General features: G+C 61.2%; 15 protein-coding genes. 10 read left to right on the forward strand and 5 right to left on the reverse strand.

Annotation, left to right across the window (positions count from 1 at the left end):
• The first annotated feature begins 23 nt into the window (after positions 1–23).
• Positions 24–995 (forward strand): 2-hydroxyacid dehydrogenase, encoded by a 972-nt coding sequence (locus ACYZT5_RS09650; protein WP_462050887.1) that lies wholly within the window; start codon positions 24–26, stop codon positions 993–995.
• Here the strand turns inward: ACYZT5_RS09650 and tssA are convergent.
• Genes tssA through ACYZT5_RS09675 form a run of 5 tightly spaced genes read right to left on the reverse strand, consistent with a single transcriptional unit; the run spans position 992 to position 8,521 of the window.
• Positions 992–2,080: a type VI secretion system protein TssA gene (tssA, locus tag ACYZT5_RS09655; protein ID WP_462050888.1), complete on the reverse strand. Its 1,089-nt coding sequence runs from the start codon at positions 2,078–2,080 to the stop codon at positions 992–994. The two genes, ACYZT5_RS09650 and tssA, sit on opposite strands and share 4 nt — an antisense overlap.
• Complete coding sequence (locus tag ACYZT5_RS09660; RefSeq protein WP_462050889.1) at positions 2,077–5,901, reverse strand: type VI secretion system protein; 3,825 nt, start codon at positions 5,899–5,901, stop codon at positions 2,077–2,079. Before ACYZT5_RS09660 ends, tssA begins: the two co-directional genes overlap by 4 nt.
• Positions 5,898–6,665, reverse strand: a complete 768-nt coding sequence (locus ACYZT5_RS09665; protein WP_462050890.1) for a DotU family type IV/VI secretion system protein — start codon at positions 6,663–6,665, stop codon at positions 5,898–5,900. Before ACYZT5_RS09665 ends, ACYZT5_RS09660 begins: the two co-directional genes overlap by 4 nt.
• 18 nt (positions 6,666–6,683) lie before the next feature.
• Entirely contained in the window at positions 6,684–8,015 is a 1,332-nt protein-coding gene (gene tssK, locus ACYZT5_RS09670) for a type VI secretion system baseplate subunit TssK (protein ID WP_462050891.1), read from the reverse strand.
• 56 nt (positions 8,016–8,071) lie between these two features.
• Complete coding sequence (locus ACYZT5_RS09675; RefSeq protein WP_462050892.1) at positions 8,072–8,521, reverse strand: type VI secretion protein; 450 nt, start codon at positions 8,519–8,521, stop codon at positions 8,072–8,074.
• A 226-nt stretch (positions 8,522–8,747) separates the two neighbouring features.
• On the opposite strand from ACYZT5_RS09675, the gene tssB reads away from it, so the two are divergent.
• The 9 genes from tssB (at position 8,748) to ACYZT5_RS09720 (ending at position 19,185) form a co-directional block, all read left to right on the forward strand.
• A complete protein-coding gene (gene tssB / locus ACYZT5_RS09680; protein WP_462050893.1) occupies positions 8,748–9,296 on the forward strand; it encodes a type VI secretion system contractile sheath small subunit in 549 nt (182 codons plus the stop codon).
• A gap of 28 nt (positions 9,297–9,324) precedes the next feature.
• Positions 9,325–10,806 carry a type VI secretion system contractile sheath large subunit gene (tssC, locus tag ACYZT5_RS09685; protein WP_462050894.1) on the forward strand — a complete coding sequence of 494 codons (1,482 nt, stop codon included), beginning with the start codon at positions 9,325–9,327 and terminating at the stop codon, positions 10,804–10,806.
• A 75-nt stretch (positions 10,807–10,881) separates the two neighbouring features.
• On the forward strand, positions 10,882–11,379 hold the full coding sequence (locus ACYZT5_RS09690) for an Hcp family type VI secretion system effector (RefSeq protein ID WP_008149831.1): 498 nt from the start codon (positions 10,882–10,884) through the stop codon (positions 11,377–11,379).
• Between the two features lie 15 nt (positions 11,380–11,394).
• Positions 11,395–11,838 (forward strand): type VI secretion system baseplate subunit TssE, encoded by a 444-nt coding sequence (gene tssE / locus ACYZT5_RS09695; protein ID WP_462050895.1) that lies wholly within the window; start codon positions 11,395–11,397, stop codon positions 11,836–11,838.
• A complete protein-coding gene (tssF, locus tag ACYZT5_RS09700) occupies positions 11,822–13,615 on the forward strand; it encodes a type VI secretion system baseplate subunit TssF (RefSeq protein WP_462050896.1) in 1,794 nt (597 codons plus the stop codon). Before tssE ends, tssF begins: the two co-directional genes overlap by 17 nt.
• Positions 13,579–14,604: a type VI secretion system baseplate subunit TssG gene (gene tssG / locus ACYZT5_RS09705; protein WP_462050897.1), complete on the forward strand. Its 1,026-nt coding sequence runs from the start codon at positions 13,579–13,581 to the stop codon at positions 14,602–14,604. Before tssF ends, tssG begins: the two co-directional genes overlap by 37 nt.
• Before the next feature lie 2 nt (positions 14,605–14,606).
• Positions 14,607–17,150, forward strand: a complete 2,544-nt coding sequence (tssH, locus tag ACYZT5_RS09710; protein WP_462050898.1) for a type VI secretion system ATPase TssH — start codon at positions 14,607–14,609, stop codon at positions 17,148–17,150.
• Positions 17,151–17,163: 13 nt separating this feature from the next.
• Entirely contained in the window at positions 17,164–18,174 is a 1,011-nt protein-coding gene (locus ACYZT5_RS09715) for a hypothetical protein (protein WP_462050899.1), read from the forward strand.
• Positions 18,175–18,315: 141 nt separating this feature from the next.
• A complete protein-coding gene (locus ACYZT5_RS09720; protein ID WP_462050900.1) occupies positions 18,316–19,185 on the forward strand; it encodes a hypothetical protein in 870 nt (289 codons plus the stop codon).
• Positions 19,186–19,210: the final 25 nt, after the last annotated feature.

Genomic DNA, 19,210 nt, shown 5'->3' on the forward strand with positions numbered 1-19,210 from the left:
TCCGATGCCCACAGGAGCCCAGCATGCCCGCAACCGTTCTGGTACTGGTTGAAACCATCAATGATTACCTGCCGATTCTCGAACATCAGGGCTTTCACCTGATTCTGGCGCCCACGCCTGCCGAGCGCGCCGATGCCATCACACGGCATGGGGCCCAGATCGATGCGGTGCTGACCCGTGGCCCATTGGGCCTGTATGCCGATGAAATCGCTGCCCTGCCCAACCTCAAGATCATCTGCGTGATCGGCGCCGGTTACGAGCACGTCGATCTGCAAGCCGCCGCCGACCGGGACATCACCGTCACCAATGGCGCCGGAGTCAATGCCTCTTCGGTCGCCGACCATGCCATGGCGATGCTGCTCTCGCTGGTGCGTGATATTCCACGTTGCGACGCCGCCGTGCGCCGAGGTGAGTGGCCAAAAATCATGCGCCCTTCCCTGGCCGGCAAGCGCCTGGGCATCCTGGGGCTCGGGGCGGTCGGCATGGCCATCGCCAAACGCGCCGCCAACGGCTTCGACATGACCGTCAGTTACCACAACCGCCAACATCGCAGCGACGTGCCATACAGTTTCTGCTCGACCCCCACCGAGCTGGCACGCACCTCAGACTTTTTGATCATTGCCGCCCCCGGTGGCCTGGGCACCAAACACCTGATCAACCGACAGGTACTCGACGCCCTGGGGCCTAATGGGTTCATCGTCAACATCGCCAGAGCCAGCGTGATCGTCACCGCCGACCTGATCAGCGCGCTTGAGCAGCGCAGAATCGCCGGCGCTGCGCTGGATGTCTTCGACGCAGAACCCCAGGTGCCGAATGCCCTCAAGGCGTTGGCCAATGTGATCCTCACCCCGCATGTCGCCGGTCTGTCCCCGGAAGCCACTCAAGGCACTGTGGAACTGGTAGGTCGCAACCTGGTGGCGTTCTTCTCCGGGAATCCGGTATTGACACCTGTTGACCTACCCCAACAATCACAGCTTCGTAAGGTCATTGATTAAAGGACGCCCAACAGCGTCCAGAGGCGACGGGATTCGGCATCGGCCGAGATCAGTTCACCCAGCAGTTCGCTCAGGGGCTTGTTGCCCCACTCCACCCCGCGCCGGATCAAATAAGGGACCGGGCTGTGGGGTTCGGTGCGCGCCAGGTACTCGGCAATCAACAGCAATTGCCGATACGCCTCTTCGCGACTCGCCGGCTCGCGAAACACCAGAGGCGCCGATGTGGCTTGCGGTAAATCGGCAGGGCCAGGCGCCGACACTGACGGTGCCTCGACAGGGACTTCGGTTAACTGTCGTGGGTGCATGGCGATGAACTCCTGAACCAGCGTCAATAACGCCCCGATCACGTCTTGCAAGGCTTTGAAGCCCGGCGCCTGGGTGCCGAGATAGGCGTCGCTCCAGTCTTCCAGCCGTTGCAGATGCTGCAGGCTCAACAGCAGACTCCCCTGGCTGTGCAACCAGAATGACAGGGGCGTTGCGCGAATCTGCTCGGTGAGTTTTTTCTGTTCGCTGCGCGCCGTTTCCGCCGAGGTTTTCGCCGCCTTACTGTCATTGACCAGCACCTGTTGCAGCTGCAACCGTCGCCAGGCATCCAGACACAAGCCATCGAATTCGCCGTTACGCGGATCCAGCAACGGCACCCGGGTCAGCAGCACTTCACTGTAGCGTCGAGCCAGCCATTCAAGCGGTATCACCCGCCATGACTGATCACCGCCCTCAGCTTGAGGATGAAGGTGCTCGGGATAGCGCTCGCATAACCCGGCAACCAGCGCGAGGCTGCCCGGCAACCCTTCCAGCCCGTCCTGATGCAACCAGGCCTCACCGAGCCAGGCGCAAAGCATCAGGTCCTTGCTGCGCTCCAGCAGCAAGGTCGTGGTCAGCTTTTCCAGAGCAGGCCATTGCGCCCGCTTGATCGACGACTGCCAGACGCCCGTCGGCAGGCTTGTGTCGTCTTCGCGGCGTAATTCGCGCGCCTGGTCGAACTCATGTTCATAGCGCAAATCCTGACCGCAAGGTGCCTCCTCGCTGATCGGCTCAAGCAACCGGGCAATCAGATCCGGCAACGGTTTTGAAGGCAGGTTCACAGGCCCTCCTCCTGAGTCATGACCGCCGCAGCCGCCGTTGCCCCTGTCACCATGAACGGTGTGCGCGGGGCTCGGGTGGGCAGCGGTTGAATGGATAACGGCAGCTTCGAACCCTGGGTCATCAACGACAGGCGAACAAACATCAACGTCTGCTCGGCTGTACTGGTCTGTGCCGTCACCGGCAGGCGCAACGTCAGCGGAAAGTCTGTGTAGTCCATATTCGGCTGGCGCTGCACCGACTGGTGCGAACGGATCAAACGCAGCAACGACCAGGGACCGCTGTACTCCCAACCGGCTTCAAGATCGCGCACAACCAGGCTGGGCTGCAACGGATCGTTGGCCGGGCGCTGGGAGCCATTTCTGGCCCAGCGCAACGTCAGCCGGACAGATTGACCGACCATCCAGCGCAGGTTCGGCTGGGTTTCGCCGGGGTAGCTGATCTGTTGATTGCCGGCATTCAAACTCCAGGCGATCACTTGGTCAGCACCGCGCTCCTCCTCTCGATCAGTGCGCCAGCGCACGTCCATTTCAACGCCGAGGATACCGCTCTTGTCCCGCACAAACAGCGGCCCCAGCCAGGTACTGGCCTGCTTCAAACGGTTGAGAAAATCCTCGGCGGCCAGGCGCTCCGGCGTCTGACTGAGCTGCAACCCGGCCTGGGCGACCGGTAAACGTTTGTCGATCAGTTCCAGGAAATGCTGGACCCGCGCAGGGTCGGCGTCGGCGGCCCGCAGACCATTGGCAAACGGAAAGCGCTCGGCCAAGTATTGGTTAAAATAGTTGGCCAGGTCGTTCCACGCCGCCGACGCCTGTTGCTGTTGCAGGTACTGACAGCGTTGCATGGCGCTTTGCTGCAGATCCAGGGCGCGCAGGGCCAACGTCCCGCGTCCGCCGGACAGGCTGGCGGTTTGCAGGATCTGGCCGCAGGACGTGGCATCCATTTCGATGAAGTCGCGGCTCACCAACTGCTCGATCTGGGCCGGTGAACTGGCGGGATTCTGGTCCCTGTACTTGAGCAGTTCATCGTTGAGCGCGCTGAATTGTGTCACCCGCTCGTAATCCAGCGCCGAGAGATTCTGCTGCTGGGTTTTCAACCACTCCAGCGCCGAGGTGCGCCGTTCGGTGATGCCCAGCATGGTATTGAATTGCTGCTTGAGGCTCAGCTTCAAATCCTGCACATCGCTGGCGCCATACAGTTGCAGACCGAGGTTCTTCGAGCCGTCCCACTGGCTGATTTCAGTGCGTTCGCTGAAGAGCGGCTGGGCGACGATTTCACCCATGCCGTCGACAACCTGGTTCAGGGCGCGGCGGTTCAAGGCGCTTTGCAAACGCGTCGCCAGGTCGCTGCGGCGTAACTCGACAAAGGCTTTCTGCAAGGCCACCGCCTGAGGCGCCTGCACATTGAACACCCCGTAGGCGTGAGACTGGTCATTGTGGTCCTTGAGGCTCAACCACATGGCCTTGGCCGCTGCACCTTCAGCAGCCTGCAGCAACGCACCGCGATAATCCGGCGGGATGCGCGGCAGTTCTTCGGCGGCGTAACGCTTGTAACTGGCGAAATAGTTCAGCGCAGCGTTGAGGTCATCGTCATCGGCATTCTGCCCCTGCATGTCGCTGGTATCAGACTGATCCGCACGCAAGGCAATGGCCACGAAATCGCGTTTGAACAAGGCCTGCACCGCGTTGTTCAACTGGCTGACATGCTCTTGTAACGCCAGCTGCCCGCTACCTTGCTGTACCAGCAAGTTGCCTCTGGATCCGACCTGGGCGATCCACTGATCGCGAAAGCTTTGTTGCAACTTCGACGCTTGCTGATCCAATTGTTGCTCGACCTGCGGGCCGAGCAAGGTGCTCTGGCGCACCTTGTCCATCAGCTCGCGATAGCCAGGCACCAGATCCTGACCCTTGCCGCGACTCCACGCCGAATTGGTCAGGCCGATCAGCGCTTGCAGGTCGTCGATCAGCGCCCGCAGGTCCTCAAGCTCAGTGAGGGAGTTGCCACTGCCGGCCTCCAGCCGCTCCAGGTGCAACCTGAGATACCCGGCCTGGCGTACGAAGTTGTCAGCGAGAAAATACTGGTCAAGCCAGCGCTCCATGAGCCCGGAAAAGTTTTCCTCTATCACCGGGCGCTCCATGGCCAGGTCCAGCGGTTTCAAGTCGCTGCCATCAGCATCGAACAACACCCGGTTGTAAAAACCGGCATGGCGCAACGTGCCGACATTGAAGTTCAGGGACAAGGCGTTGTTGCTCAGCGACACCAGGTCTTCGAGGGGCGCCTTGGGGTTATTCAGCGCCTGATTGAACCACTGGTTCTGTTGCTCAAGACGTACCGCCCGCTCTACCAGATCCTTGGCCTTGACGTAGTTTTGCCATTGGGCCGGGTCTTCGCTCTCAACGTTACCGCGTCGTTCGGTGTTGCGAATGGCCTTGAGTTGCGCCAACTCCGCGTTCAGCAGGTTGTGCAACGGCTGCAACAAATGGCTCTGGGCGGTCAAGCGCAGTTGATTTTCCAATTGCACGTCCAGGGACGAGAACCAGGAAGTGGGAAACACCACAGACGTGAAGCTCCAGCGCGGGGCCTTCTCCACTACCCGCCAGAATCCCTGGACGTTGCGGCGGGTCGCCTCCACCCGATGAGATTCATCCGTGACCACCACGTAATTCTTCTGCGCCCCTTGCAACAGGCGCGACAGTTCATGGGCCTCCTTGACCGAGTCCTGCCAGACCCAGAGCATGCCTGCGATCCAGACCACACCGATCACCAGCGCCACCACGCCGGTCAGTCGCTGCCAGCGCTGACGCAGGCGCAACAAGCGTGGCACGACCTGGGCCAGCCCCCGTTCGGCGACCACCCGTCGTTGCCACAATTGCCGGGCGAAGGCGCTCTGCTGCAACCCGGTGTCGTAGGCCGAGAACCCCTCGAGAGCGTCCTGTGCAGGCTGGTTGGCCGTGAAATAAACGCCTCGAAAACGCGGCGCCTCGCCTTGGGCATTGCCTTGAAAAACCGGTTCCAGCAGGGTTTGCAGGTTGCGCCTCAAGGCTTCAAGGCGTTCCGGCAAACCATACAACTCACCACTCAAACGGCCGGACAAGGCACCGATCTCGATAATCGATTCCGACAAGACCCGATTAACCTGGTCCAGCGCCTGATCACTCCATTGCGCTTGCCAGATCGCATCGGGACCAAAGGGCGAGGACCAGCCCAGCGTCCGCTCGCGGGCCTCGACCGGCAGTGCAGTGATCAACTCCTGAAAACCCGGCAGCTCTTCCAGGCCGGTAATGACCACGTATACCGGCAGGCTCAGACCGAACCTTTGCAACAGATCGATAAAGCGCCGGCGAGCCGCCAGGCCGAGGGTCGCGGCCTGTTCGACATTGCCCAGGCGACTGACCGGCACGGTCCAGATCACCCCGTCCAGTGGTCGTTTGCTGCGCAAGCGCAGAATCAATCCCAACAAGCGCCACCAGCCGCCCCGTTGCAGGTTCATGCCTTCATCCGGCAAAAACAGCGCCTGAGGCACCACCAGCACCGCGCCTTCGGGGTCCGACCACCAGCGCCCGAACCAGGCCGGTTTGTCCGTCGGTTGCAGGCGCCACTGGGTGCACAACTGCGTGCCCTGGGTTTCGTTGCCGAGCATCAGCAACCATGGAATCTGGTAACGGTCCTGAGCACCCTGCTCCTGCTCCATGTGCCGCACCGAGGCATAAAAACTGCGGATCGCCGCCCCGCTCTGGGTGCGCAACCACCAGACTGCCACCCCGATAATGATCAGTACCAACAGCACCGCGATGACGAGGCCGACAATCTCCAGGGTGCTCATGAGTCTTGCTCCGAGGCGGCAACCGAATCGGTCATCTGCAAGACCGGCTCGAGCTCCTGGCGAATATCCCGCCAGAACAACTGCCCCAACCCGGTCAGTAACAGGACCATGGCAAGAATCCCCAGGCCCAGGCGAAAACCATCGGGCATCGACAGACGCACGGGCAACTGCAGCGGCGGCACGGCCGAAGGCTGCGCAAGCCTGGCGCTGACATCGGCATAATCCGCTTCGTGCTGCCAGGCAAAAGTGAACAGCGCCAGGCGTAATTTTTCATGTTGGGCCTGACTCTGCTCGCCCCGCAGCCGCCCCTCAAATCCCAACACCAGGCACTGCAAATAGACATTGGCCAGGTCGCGGGTGGTGGGAATCTGCTCGTCCAGCAGCGCCTTGATGGCCAACGGCAGCCTTTCACCGGCCTGACGACTGGCGTACATCCTCGATTCCAGGGGGGTTTCCTGCCAGGCGGACTGGCCCGGCCACGGGCTAAATACCAGGGTTTCATCGATCAGCGCGACAAAGGCATAGACCAGCGCCTTGACCTGTTCGGTCGCGGCGTCGCCGACCCGGGCGAACGCCGTGCGCCACAGGCGTTGGGAGATTTGCGTCGACAGGTCGACCACCGCCTCCACCAGCGCCTCGTCGTCACTGTCCTTGGGCAACTCGCTCCATTGCTCGGACCATTGCAGCCAGGCCTCGCGAAACGCACTGCTCAGCGGTGCTTCGTGGAGGCCCCGCGTACCCGCACCGGCATTTCCCTCAGACATATGACGCCCCTTCCTTGATCAAGCACTTTCACTCGCCTGGGCCACAAACAACACCACTTGCCATGGGCTGCTCGCCGGTTTTGAGGCCGGCGCGACAATCAACAACGGCAATTGCCCGTCGAACCATTGGCCCTCGGCCGTCACCACAAACAAGCGTGTATCGTCGCCGACGCTGTAGGCCACCTGCTCGTTGCGGCTCATGGCCTGATGCGGCAAACCGCTCATGCGCTGACGACTGAGCAACGGAATGTGTGGCTGCGACGCGATGATCGCGCCGCTCAGCCATTCGCTGGCGGCCTGCTCGCCGACACCGTTGGGCATGCGCAAACCGATGACCACACGCTGGCTCGGCTGATCGTCGGGCAGTTGAATCGAGAAGCTCTGTTCACTGCGCGCAAACGGCAGGCTGCGATACCCGGCGCGAATCAATTCGAGGGTTTTCTCCAGCCAGTCGAGGACCGCTTCATAGCCGCGTTGCAGCTCCAGAAAATCCAACGGTGCAAACGGCGGTACACCGGCCAACGGGTCCAGCGCCGACCAGGCGCCGGCCAGTCCGAGCAACAAGCCATACAGGGTCTGCGGGTTGGCCTGGCGGCTGCTCAGCATGCCTTCGACCTCCGGCAACCGAGCCCAAAGCGCCGTCAACTGGCGACGAATTTCCATTGCGTCGTCCTGATTGCCGGCCTGCTGGGCCTGACGCAAACGGCCGGCCAGGAACATGCATTTCTCCCGCGCCCGGGCACACAAACCGGCCACCCGCCGGCCGATGACAGATTCGGGCAACAGAATTGGCGTGGGCGGCGTGTAAGGCAACGGGATAAAACCGCCGCCCTCCTTGCGAATTTTCAGCAGCGGCAGGCAGATGGAATCGGCCTTGTTGAGCTGCGTGCACAAACGCGGGTTCGGCCGCCACACGGTGATGGATTCGGGATACTCGCCGCTGGTCAAATCCGGCAACGCATCGCCGACCACCGATTGCAGTCGGCCCTTGAGCGGCAGCAACTGCCCGGCGCGCCACAACGGACTGACCGCCAGGTACACCGTGACTGTGGCGTCGTCGGTGGCGTTGACGGCTTCACCGACGTCGAGCTCCAGCGTCGGCCCCACGCCGGCTTGCAGGTTGACCGGCAAACCGTCGGGCATCGTCGCTTGAAGATTGATTAACCGCACCAGCCCGGCACTCAGTGCACCGGGGTCGACTTCGACACGGTTCACACCCCAGAACCACGGATTACAAGCCTGGGCAAAATGCGCCACCAGCGCCTCGGCCCGCAGCCCTTGTAACTGAAAATGCTGGGGCAACAACTGCATGCCCTCGTGCCAGCAAACCGCGTCAGGTAACAGGCTCATACGATTCCTTTCGACGTCTAAGTGTCGCCGCGCACAGGGGCGTTCTTGCCATGCATTCAGTTCGGGCCGTCGCCCACCAGCGTCATCTCGCGACTGTCGAACTTGAGCCAGGCGTTGCTCTGGTCATCCAGCCGCAACCGGTGTGCTCCGGGAGTGTTATAGCTGGCGAAGACCAAAAGTCCAGCCGCCCGCTTGCCCCCCAGCGGGAAGGGTTGTTTATCGATGAATTGACCGGGGACCAGCTCCAGGCCCCAGACCGTCATCAGCTGTCGGTAGTCGCGTTGATATTGCTCGCGCTCGGCGAACCACTGCCGAGCGGTAATGCCCGACAGCTGCTTGAGTAGGTCCGGGTCGTTCACCGCAATGAAATCCACGGCAATCGGGGTGTCGTCGTTAGCTCGGGGAGCGACGTCCAGGGTCAGGTTGTCGAGGTCCACGCGTGGCCCGAACAACGAACACCCGGCGAGGGTCAGGAACAAGACCAAAGCAAAAAAACGTGCAAACAAAATGAATTTTCCTTTTCTCAAGACAGTCCAAAAAAGCTTTTCGCTTGCTTTTTTATAGACCTGTTCTAGCGTCTTGGGTAGTTCGGCGCACATGCCGAATGAGGAAGGTTTGTCAAAGGAACGACAGGTCCATCTGCCACCCTTTCTAACCTACGGTCCAGCAAGGGAAAGCGATGAACGGGCCTCCCGATGCATTGCGCCCGCTCATGCATCGGAGTCAGCCAACATGGCAGAAAGTACTCAGCACAAGCTCGACAGAGTCCGCCCTCCCCGGGTGCAAATCACCTACGACGTCGAAATCGGCAACGCCATCGAGAAAAAAGAATTACCGTTGGTCGTCGGCATTCTCGCCGACCTTTCCGGCAAGCCCCTCGAGCCACTCGCGAAACTGAATGAACGGCGCTTCACCGAAATCGACCGCGACAACTTCAACGAAGTGCTCGCCTCGATCGCTCCCCGCGCCACCTTGCAGGTGACCAACACCCTCAGCGGCGACGACAGCAAGCTCAACATCGAGCTCAACTTCAAACACATCGACGACTTCGATCCTGTGAAAGTGGTCGAGCAGGTCACGCCGCTGCGACGCCTGTTCGAAGCCCGCCAGCGTCTGCGCGATCTGCTGACCAAGCTCGATGGCAACGATGATCTGGACAAGCTGTTGCGCGACGTCATCGCCAACACCGAAGGCCTGCAAGAGATCAAGTCTGCCCGTCCGGAAACCGCCGCTCCCGCCTCCGCTGGCGACAGCGAAGCACCGGCCGAACCGCAAGCCTGATCACTTAATCACTTAGGGAGATGTCGCCATGCCCGCTTCAGCCGCTGCCAAAACCAGTGAAAGCACAACAGAAAGCCTGTCCCTGCTAGACCGCATCATCGCCGAAGGCCGCATGGCCCATGACGACAGTCAGCAGGATTACGCCCGCGACATGCTCGCGGAATTCGCCACCCAGGTACTCGACGAAGGCATGGCCATCGACAAGGACACCGTGGCGATGATCAACGACCGTATCAGCCAGATCGACGAGCTGATCAGCGCTCAGCTCAACGAGGTGTTGCACCACCCGGACCTGCAGAAACTCGAAGCGTCCTGGCGCGGCCTGCACCTGCTGGTGCAAAACACTGAAACCAGTTCCCGGCTGAAACTGCGACTGCTCAACGTGACCCAGAAAGAGCTGCAGAACGACCTGGAAAAAGCCGTCGAGTTCGACCAGAGCGCCTTGTTCAAGAAGATCTACGAAGAAGAATACGGCACCTTCGGCGGCCACCCGTTCAGTCTGCTGGTGGGTGATTACACCTTCGGCCGGCACCCTCAGGACATCGGCCTGCTGGAGAAGCTCTCCAACGTTGCCGCGGCCGCTCACGCACCGTTCATTGCCGCCGCCAGCCCACGGCTGTTCGACATGAACAGCTTCACCGAACTGGCCGTGCCACGTGATCTGTCGAAAGTCTTCGAAAGCCAGGAGCTGATCAAATGGCGCTCCTTCCGCGAAAGCGAAGATTCGCGCTACGTGTCGCTGGTGCTGCCGCATTTCCTGCTGCGCCTGCCTTACGGCCCGGAAACCTCGCCGGTGGAAGGCATCAACTACGTCGAAGACGTCAACGGCAGCGACCACGGCAAGTACCTGTGGGGCAACGCCGCCTGGGCCTTGTCGCAACGCATCACCGAGGCCTTCGCCAAGTACGGCTGGTGCGCGGCCATTCGCGGTGCCGAAGGCGGTGGCGCGGTCGAAGGCCTGCCGGCCCATACCTTCCGCACCAGCTCGGGCGACTTGTCGCTCAAATGCCCGACCGAAGTGGCAATCACCGACCGCCGGGAAAAAGAGCTCAACGACCTCGGCTTCATCGCCCTGTGTCACAAGAAAAACAGCGACGTGGCGGTGTTCTTCGGTGGCCAGACCACCAACAAATCCAAGCTCTACAACACCAACGAAGCGAACGCCAATGCGCGGATTTCGGCGATGCTGCCGTACGTGCTCGCGGCCTCGCGTTTCGCGCACTACCTGAAGGTGATCATGCGCGACAAGGTCGGCAGTTTCATGACCCGCGACAACGTGCAGACCTACCTCAACAACTGGATCGCCGACTACGTGCTGATCAACGACAACGCGCCGCAAGAGATCAAGGCGCAGTACCCGTTGCGCGAAGCGCGCGTGGACGTGACCGAAGTCGCCGGCAAGCCGGGCGCCTACAAGGCCACGGTGTTCCTGCGGCCACACTTCCAGCTCGAAGAGCTGACCGCGTCGATCCGCCTGGTCGCGACCCTGCCGCCACCGGTAGCTGCCTGACCTGCCTCTCCCGCCGGCCAACCCGGCGGGAGTTCTCCGTTTATCTAGCGCGATAACCTTCAGGAGTTTCATGCGATGGATGCAATCATTCTCGACCTCGGCGGCGATATCAAAGGCGACAGCCTGCTCGAGGGCTACGCGGACAAAATCGAAGTCATGTCCTACAGCCACAACGTGGCCATGCAGGTGACCAACGATGTCAGCAACTCGGAGCGTACCTCCGGCAAGCCACACATCGGCGAGTTCACCCTGACCAAATTCGTCGACAGTTCCACCCCGTCCCTCAACGAGTATTGCTGCGCCGGTAAACCGATCCCGGAAGCCAAGATCACCATCGGCCGTAACGCCGCCGAAGGCAGCGGTCAGCTGATGCCGTTCATCATCTACACCCTGACTAATGTCGTGCTGTCGAACGTCAGCGTCAGTGGCGGTACGGGTGGCAAACCGGTGGAAACCATTTCCCTGAATTTCACCAAGATCAAATGGGAACTCACTGCCCAGAAAGACGACGGCACCAAGGAAGGCACGGCCGCCTCGACCTGGGACATGGCCGCCAACAAGCTCGTCAAGTAAGCGGACGCGTCGGCCATGGCAGGCACCGGCATCCTCCCTCCGTTGTTCGAGCGACTCGCCTCAAGCGAGGTCGACACTGTGCAGGTGTTCGATCGCCAGGGCCTGCTCGACTCGGTGCAAACGGAGTTGCTACGCCTGTTCAATACCCGACGCGGCCAACGCCCGCTGACCTCTCCGCCGAGCATTCTCGACTACGGCATCGCTGACTGGACCGCCCTGCAACAGCAGCGCAGCGATGACCGTCGTCAGTTGGCGCGGGAAGTGCGCGAGGCCATTACCCATTTCGAACCGCGCCTGCGCCTGGGCGAAGTTCAGGTCGATCCGGTGCCCGGACATCCGCAGCAACTGAGCATTCGCCTGATCGGTGAACTGCGCAGTGGCCAGCAGCACTGGCCCGTGGCATTTGTCATCGAGAGGGCCAGCGATGGCCTTGAGGTACGTCATGAGCGACTCGATTGACCCGCAACTGCTCGACTACTACCAGCGTGAGCTGACCTGGCTGCGCCACGCCGGGAGCATTTTCGCCGAGCGTTATCCCAAGGTCGCCAGACGTCTGGAATTGTCCCCCGGCGAATGCCCCGACCCGCATGTCGAACGGCTGCTGGAAGGCTTTGCGCTGTTGGCGGCACGCCTGCAACGTCGGCTTGATGACGACTACGCCGAATTCAGCGATGCGCTGCTGGAACAACTTTATCCTTTGGCCATGCGCCCTCTGCCGTCCTGCGCGATCGTGCAGTTCGAACCGGACCCGAGCAAAGGCAACCTGGCCGGCGGCTACCCGTTGCCCCGCGACACACCGTTATTCGTCACCACCGGCAAAGGCGAAAGCATTCACTTTCGCACCAGCGCTGCGGTTCGGCTGTGGCCGTTGGAAATCAATGAAGCGCTACTGTTGGGCAGCGACGAAGCCCAGGCCCTGACCGGTGTTGTTCAGGCGCGCTCGGCGCTGCGTCTAAGCGTGCGCTGCCTCGGTGAAAGCCAATGGTCGACGCTTGGCATCAAACAGTTGCGCGTGCATCTTTGCGCCTCACCAGTGATCAACGCCTGCCTCTATGACCTGCTCGGCGCGCATGCCGTGAAGGTATTGGCCGGACCGGTCGGCAGCGTGCCCAAAGTGCTGACGGGGCTACCGCAGATCGTCGGTTTTTCCAGCGATGAAGTGCTGCTGCCGGACGAAGACGGCGTGCATCCGGGCATGCGTCTACTCGCCGAGTACTTTGCCTTCCCGGACAAATTCAATTTCTTCGACATCCCGTTGGCGGGTGCCACCAGCGACAGCCAGACGGCTTATTTGTACATCGTCTTCGATCGCGCCCCGACCAGCCGCATGCATCTGCAGGCCAGCGACATCGCTCTGGGCTGTGCGCCGGTGATCAACCTGTTCCCCCGCACCTCCGAACCGCTGCGCCCCGACGGCACCCGCAGCGAATACCGCCTGGTCGCCGACAGTCATCGGGAAAACAGCGTCGAGATTCACAGCATCCGGGCCGTGCGCGCCAGCTCCAGCCAGGGTGTGCAACGGGTGCCGGCCTATTACGGCAGCCAGCATATCGGCGGTGAGAAGCAGTGCTACTGGCACGCGCGACGGATCAGCGGCATGACCCCAAATCGTCTGGGCACCGACATGATGGTGAGTCTGGTGGACACCCGGCTCGACCCGCTGTCCGAGGCCACCGAATACAGTCTCACCGCCGAACTGCTCTGTACCAATCGGCATCTGGCCCAGAGCCTGGCGGCCGGGACGCCACTGGGTTTCGAACGGCCGGGGCCGGTGGCCTGGGCTCGTTTGCGCAACCCGCCCAGTCCGCAAAGCCTGCCACGGCTGGACGGCGAATCGCGTTGGCGGCTGGTGTCGCAATTGACCCTCAATCATTTGTCATTGGTCGAGGGACCGCAGGCGCTGGATGCACTCAAGGAGATTCTGCAGCTGCACAACTTGCGGGATGAAGCCAGCGCCCTGCGGCAGATCGAAGGCTTGCTGGGCCTTGGTTGTGAGCGGGTCATCGCCCATGTTGGCGAAGACGCCTGGCGCGGCTGGCGCAATGGGCTGGAAGTTCAGCTGCAACTGGATTCGCAGCATTTCGTCGGCAGCAGCGCGGTGTTGTTCTCAGCGGTGCTGGCGCAATTCTTTTCACTCTATGCCACGGCCAACCGCTTCGTGCGCACAGTGCTGGTTCAGTCAGACAAGGAGGTGAAAACATGGCAACCCCAAGCCGGCATGCCGCTGTCCCTCTGAGCCTGAGCCAGAAGCTGCGTCGCGATCCGCAGGCGTTCGAGTTATTGCAGGCGTTATTGCTGCTGGAGCGCGAGCATCCGCAAGCCGAATCCCTGGGCAGCGGCACCGCCCCTCAAGCGGAAGCCTTGCGTCTGCGCGGCCCATTGACACCACTTTTTTCCGCCAGTGAAATCGAAAGCCTGAGCCAAGCACCCGGCCAGCCACCGATCCTCAGCACTCCGGTGTTCGGCCTCGGCGGCCCCGACGGCCCCCTGCCTTACGCCTATCAGGAATGGCTGCAGCAACGGGCCCGCGCCAAGGATCATGCACCGGCCGCGTTCCTCGACCTGTTTCAGCATCGCTTGCTCAGCCTGCTGTACAAGGTGATGCGCAAACACCGGATTGCCGTCGGGTTCACTGTGCCCGGCGCGTCACCGGTGCAGGCGCAGCTGCGGGCGCTGACCGGGTTGCTGCCCAAGGCCTTGCAGGAACGCCAGGCCGTACCCGATTCCGCGGTACTGGCGTGCAGCGCGCTGTTTGCCGATGGCCGTCGCTCCCTCGCGGGTTTCGCCGCCATCGTGCGTGAGCAGTTCGAACTGCCCGCGAAGCTGAGTGCCTATGAAGGTGCCTGGCGCGAGATTCCACCGGCCAGCCGCAGCCGCTTGCAACCAGGTGGCCGCAACCTGCAACTGGGCCGCAGCGCCGTGGCCGGCACCCGGGTCTGGGATGAACATGCCGGTATTCGCCTGACCCTCGGCCCGCTGACCTCTGCCCAGGCTGCGCGGTTTCTGCCGGACGGTGAATCCCACGCGGCCCTGGCCAGCCTCAGCGCCTTGTATTTCGGCCCGGATCTGGACTGCACCCTGGTGTTGCTGGTGCGCGGTGCCAGTCCGATCAAACTCGGTCGCCAGGCACCGCCATTGCTCAGCTGGAACGGCGGTCTGCAACGCCAGACCAACCTCGCTGTGCAACAAATCGAAACCCGCCTTCGTCAGCTGGAGATCACCTGAACATGGAACTGGCCAGCCTGATCGGACGCCTCAACCCGGACAACCGCCGCGCCCTGGAACGAGCCGCGCAACGTTGCCTGCAACGGGGTCATCATTACGTCGAAATCGAGCACCTGCTGCTGGAACTGCTGGACATCGAGGGCGGTGACTTCGCCTGGCTGCTGCCGCGCTTCGGCCTGGAGCGCGATACCCTCACGGCGGAAATCAACAAGGCTTTGGACCTGTTCAAGTCCGGCAGCACGCGCACCCCGGCGCTCTCGGCGCAAACCATCGGTCTGCTCGAAGATGCGGTGGTCCAGGCCAGTGTGCTGGGCCTCGACAGCATCCGCTCAGGCTTGCTGCTGCTGGCCTTGATTGACCGCGACGAGCGCCGCAGCTTGTTGCTCAACAGTGCCTCGTCGCTGTTGCGAATTCCGCGCGATGCCTTGCGCAGCAATCTGCTGGAATGGACCGAAAGTTCTCGCGAACACGTCGGCGGCACGCGGCCAGTCAATCCAGGTAACCCGCAGCCGAAACCGGATTCGGTCCTTGATCAGTTCACCCAGGACCTGACCGCGGACGCCCATGCCGGGCGCATCGACCCCATCGTCGGCCGTGACGGCGAGATTCGTCAGTGCATCGATATCCTGCTGCGGCGCCGGCAGAACAACCCGATCCTGGTCGGCGCACCGGGGGTGGGCAAGACGGCGGTGGTCGAAGGCCTGGCCCTGCGCATTGCCGCCGGCGATGTGCCGCCGTCGTTGCAGGAAGTCAGTCTTCGGGTACTCGACCTCGGTCTGTTGCAGGCCGGCGCCGGGGTCAAGGGCGAGTTCGAGCAGCGCCTCAAAGGTGTGATCGACGCGGTACGCAACGCCGACAAACCGATCATTCTGTTCATCGACGAAGCCCACACCCTGATTGGCGCTGGCGGCGCGGAAGGTGGCAGCGACGCGGCCAACCTGCTCAAACCGGCCCTGGCCCGTGGCGAGTTGCGCACCCTGGCCGCGACGACCTGGCTGGAGTACAAAAAATACTTCGAGAAAGACCCGGCGCTCGCCCGGCGCTTCCAGCTGGTGCAAGTGGAGGAACCGGACGAAACCACCGCTGTTGAAATGCTTCGCGGGGTTGCCGCCAAACTCGAACAGCATCACGGCGTGCAAGTGCTGGACGCGGCGATTCATGAGGCAGTGAAACTGTCCCATCGCTACATCTCCGGGCGCCAGTTGCCGGACAAGGCCATCAGCGTGCTCGACACCGCTTGTGCCCGGGTCGCCCTCGGCCAGCACGACGTGCCGCCACCGCTGGAAAGCCTGCGCCATCGCCAGCAAAGCCTCAAAGACGAAGTCGAACGCCTGCGGCGCGAACAGGCCACCGGGCTCGATCACCGTGAACGCATCACCCTGCTGGAAACCGAATCCGTCGGTAACGTGCAGGCCATTCGCGAACTGGAAGTGCGTTGGAACGAAGAACGGGTCGCCGTGCGCGAACTGCTGGAAACCCGAAGCGAGCTGCTGGCCTTGAGCGAACGCGCCGACAGCGACAAATCGGACGAAGCCACCGACAGCCGCATCGATCATCTGGCCGCCGAACTGGTGCGCCTGGAAGCCGGGCTGGACGCCATTCGCCAGGACGATCCGCTGGTGCCGGAACAGGTTGACGCGAAAACCGTGGCCGCTGTCATCGCCGGCTGGACCGGCATCCCGGTGGGCAAGATGCTTGCCGACGAAGCCCACGCCGTCCGCACCCTCGGCCAGCGCATGGGCCAACGGGTCATGGGCCAGAGCACCGCGCTGAACACCATCGCCCAACGCCTGCAAGCCTACCGCGCCGGCCTCACCGACCCACAAAAACCAGTCGGCGTGTTCCTGCTGGTCGGCCCCACCGGCGTCGGCAAAACCGAAACCGCCTACGCCCTGGCCGACGCGCTGTACGGCGGCGAGCGCAACCTGATCAGCATCAACCTCTCGGAATACCAGGAAGCCCACACCGTCAGCCAACTCAAAGGCGCCCCGCCCGGCTACGTCGGCTACGGCAGCGGCGGCGTGCTCACCGAAGCGGTACGGCGCAAACCCTATTCGGTGGTGCTGCTCGACGAAATCGAAAAGGCCCACCCGGATGTGCTTGAGGCCTTCTACAACGTCTTCGACAAAGGCGTGATGGAGGACGGAACCGGGTTGGTGGTGGACTTCAAAAACACGGTAATGCTGGCCACCAGCAATGTTGGCGCTGAGTTGCTGCTCGATACACCGGTGGCGCAACTGGGCAGCGATGACTTCAACGAAGCGTTGCATAAAGTGCTGCTGAAAGCGTTTCGCCCGGCGTTTCTGGCACGCATGACGGTGGTCGCGTATCGGCCGTTGGATGAGGCGACGCTGGAAGGGATTGTGTTGGCGAAACTCGAGAAATTGCGCGGGCGCTATAAAGCCGCGACCGGCAAGCAGTTTGAGTTTGATGCCGGGATTGTGCAGGCGGTGTTGGCCAAGTGCAGTGCGGCGGGTGCACGGGATGTTGAGAATGTGTTGATGACGCAGGTGACGGGGAAGTTGGCGGAGTGGGTGTTGGAGTAACTCAGGAGGCTCAATGCTATTCATGCATAAAGGTTCTGAAAACTGCATTCAATTTGCTGTGTACACAGGTGAGAACCCCAAAGGCAATGAGGCAGCCTATGAGCTGATTGACGGCTCCAACCAGGCCGGAGTGCGAGATCGCGCGCAGCTCACGTTCAATCTGCTCGATATCGATGCATCCGCTCACGCGCCGATGCTGGACATCCTTGCGCAGTGGATCAGATTCACCGAGTACGACAGGCAACAGGCGGATATCTACAAACGGATGTCACCAGAGGGCATGCAGAAGAGAAAGGAGGCCGGCATCAATGCCGAATGGCGCTATTACAACAACTACATTGACTTGGTGCTGGCCTTGTTCGGTGAGCACCTGTCCAAGCCAACTCTCGCACAGGAAACCGAAGTGGCGGGCCTGGTGCTTAGTTCAGAAAGGATCCGCGCACTTGTATCCAGTGTCTCCCAAAAAATAAGCACCTACGCGCAAGCACTATTTGATGAAAGTGAGCGCGATAAACTCCTGAAAGGCGCTTATGCATCGCTGCATCCGAGCCTGGACTGGAGCGCCTGGGTCAGTGGCTTCGCTGACATGTCCACGGAGAAACAGGTCCCCTTCCTCTACGACATCACGATGTCTTTCAAGAAGAAGCTCGACTGGAGTGAGCAGCCGATGGATCTGGGCCGCATCACTAAGGACAACATGCGGATCAATGTCAGTACGCCCAATGAAGACTTCTACTGGACGTCACAGGCACGCTGGGCTGCCGTACCGATATGGGCGGCCCCTTCCTACACAACGCAGCTCATGCTGCTGGTGGCGAAAAACGCGAAGGCCACAGTCCAGGAATTGCAGGCGTTCGCCTACGCCATCTTCGCCTACTGGTGCAAGATCTACCCGCATACGGCGACCCCCATCCATCGCATGTATGGCGTTATGACTGCGGCCAGGGAGTTCGAGGTACCTGTACTGGCCTGTGCCCCGGACAAGATGTACCTCCAGGCCATGCTCTTCATGAACCCGCAATGACGGCGGTTCAGTCCAATGGAGGCAAGCGATGCTTTCCCTCAGCGGTACAGCGCTGACAGACCTCTGCCAGAGGCGACTAGAAAAGGGATGACTAGAGGCAAATCAATTAATTAACCAAATAATTTTTTCAGGATAAAAACAATGCCCACTCTGACCGATAACGAAAGACGAAAACTGGCGGCCTATATAGCTAGCCGCGATGGTTATGCTATCCCTGGAACCAACCAGGGCCAACTCTATACCGCTGCCTGCTGGAGTTGGGCGTTAAACGGCGGGCACATGGATAACGGCCATGCCAATAGCGCGGACAGCATCTACCGCGCCATTATCGGGCACACCACAATATTGGACCCGGATGACCCCGACCCGGAGCGCGCCAAGATTGTTCATGGGAGTAGCATCATTGACGCACGCGCCCAGTTTCCCGGTTGCAATAACGAATTCACAAGCCTGGAAGATAATCACGCAGACGTCTGGTATGGAGATCGAATCGCCGCCGCGGAAACGGAAATCAGAGTCGCCATGATGAGTATTGCTGCGCGCAAGAATGGATTGACGCCGTTGGGCGTGGGCGACAACTTCAGATACACCCTGCATATGCGGACGTCTAAATGGTATGGCTGGGATCACTGGGGTATCGGAATCCGGCTGCCGCCCGATGACAGGCTAATCTACATTCAGAAAGGTCCCAACGGCCCGATCTGCCATGCATCAAATCTGATGTGGGACGAACACCTGACCCTCACCAGCATCGGCCTGAATGGCTTGCTGCAAACCCATCTGAATGTGATAAACCAAATCACCAACGCTCCCGTATGGGAAGCCAAATGCCGTACATGCAATACAACTCATGGGTATTGGCGCCCAAGCGTTGTCAGAAGTTGGCATCAGTGCACAACCTGCGGGACAGTGTGGTGCCATGCGCATGGTAAAACACTTGCCGGTAAAGGTAGCTGGCATGACGGTACGCGCACCTGCGGGGTTTGCGCAGGAAGGACCGCGCTTATTTAAACTGTCACAGCAGAAAAAGAGGATC

This window comes from Pseudomonas sp. LB3P14, from assembly GCF_054898045.1.

Coding starts and splice junctions, on each gene's coding strand:
- tssF (WP_462050896.1), top strand. CDS start 11,822: ATGAGCGACTCGATTGACCCGCAACTGCTCGACTACTACCAGCGTGAG.
- tssB (WP_462050893.1), top strand. CDS start 8,748: ATGGCAGAAAGTACTCAGCACAAGCTCGACAGAGTCCGCCCTCCCCGG.
- ACYZT5_RS09650 (WP_462050887.1), top strand. CDS start 24: ATGCCCGCAACCGTTCTGGTACTGGTTGAAACCATCAATGATTACCTG.
- tssG (WP_462050897.1), top strand. CDS start 13,579: ATGGCAACCCCAAGCCGGCATGCCGCTGTCCCTCTGAGCCTGAGCCAG.
- ACYZT5_RS09660 (WP_462050889.1), bottom strand. CDS start 5,901: ATGAGCACCCTGGAGATTGTCGGCCTCGTCATCGCGGTGCTGTTGGTA.
- tssC (WP_462050894.1), top strand. CDS start 9,325: ATGCCCGCTTCAGCCGCTGCCAAAACCAGTGAAAGCACAACAGAAAGC.
- tssE (WP_462050895.1), top strand. CDS start 11,395: ATGGCAGGCACCGGCATCCTCCCTCCGTTGTTCGAGCGACTCGCCTCA.
- ACYZT5_RS09720 (WP_462050900.1), top strand. CDS start 18,316: ATGCCCACTCTGACCGATAACGAAAGACGAAAACTGGCGGCCTATATA.
- ACYZT5_RS09690 (WP_008149831.1), top strand. CDS start 10,882: ATGGATGCAATCATTCTCGACCTCGGCGGCGATATCAAAGGCGACAGC.
- ACYZT5_RS09715 (WP_462050899.1), top strand. CDS start 17,164: ATGCTATTCATGCATAAAGGTTCTGAAAACTGCATTCAATTTGCTGTG.
- tssK (WP_462050891.1), bottom strand. CDS start 8,015: ATGAGCCTGTTACCTGACGCGGTTTGCTGGCACGAGGGCATGCAGTTG.
- tssH (WP_462050898.1), top strand. CDS start 14,607: ATGGAACTGGCCAGCCTGATCGGACGCCTCAACCCGGACAACCGCCGC.
- ACYZT5_RS09665 (WP_462050890.1), bottom strand. CDS start 6,665: ATGTCTGAGGGAAATGCCGGTGCGGGTACGCGGGGCCTCCACGAAGCA.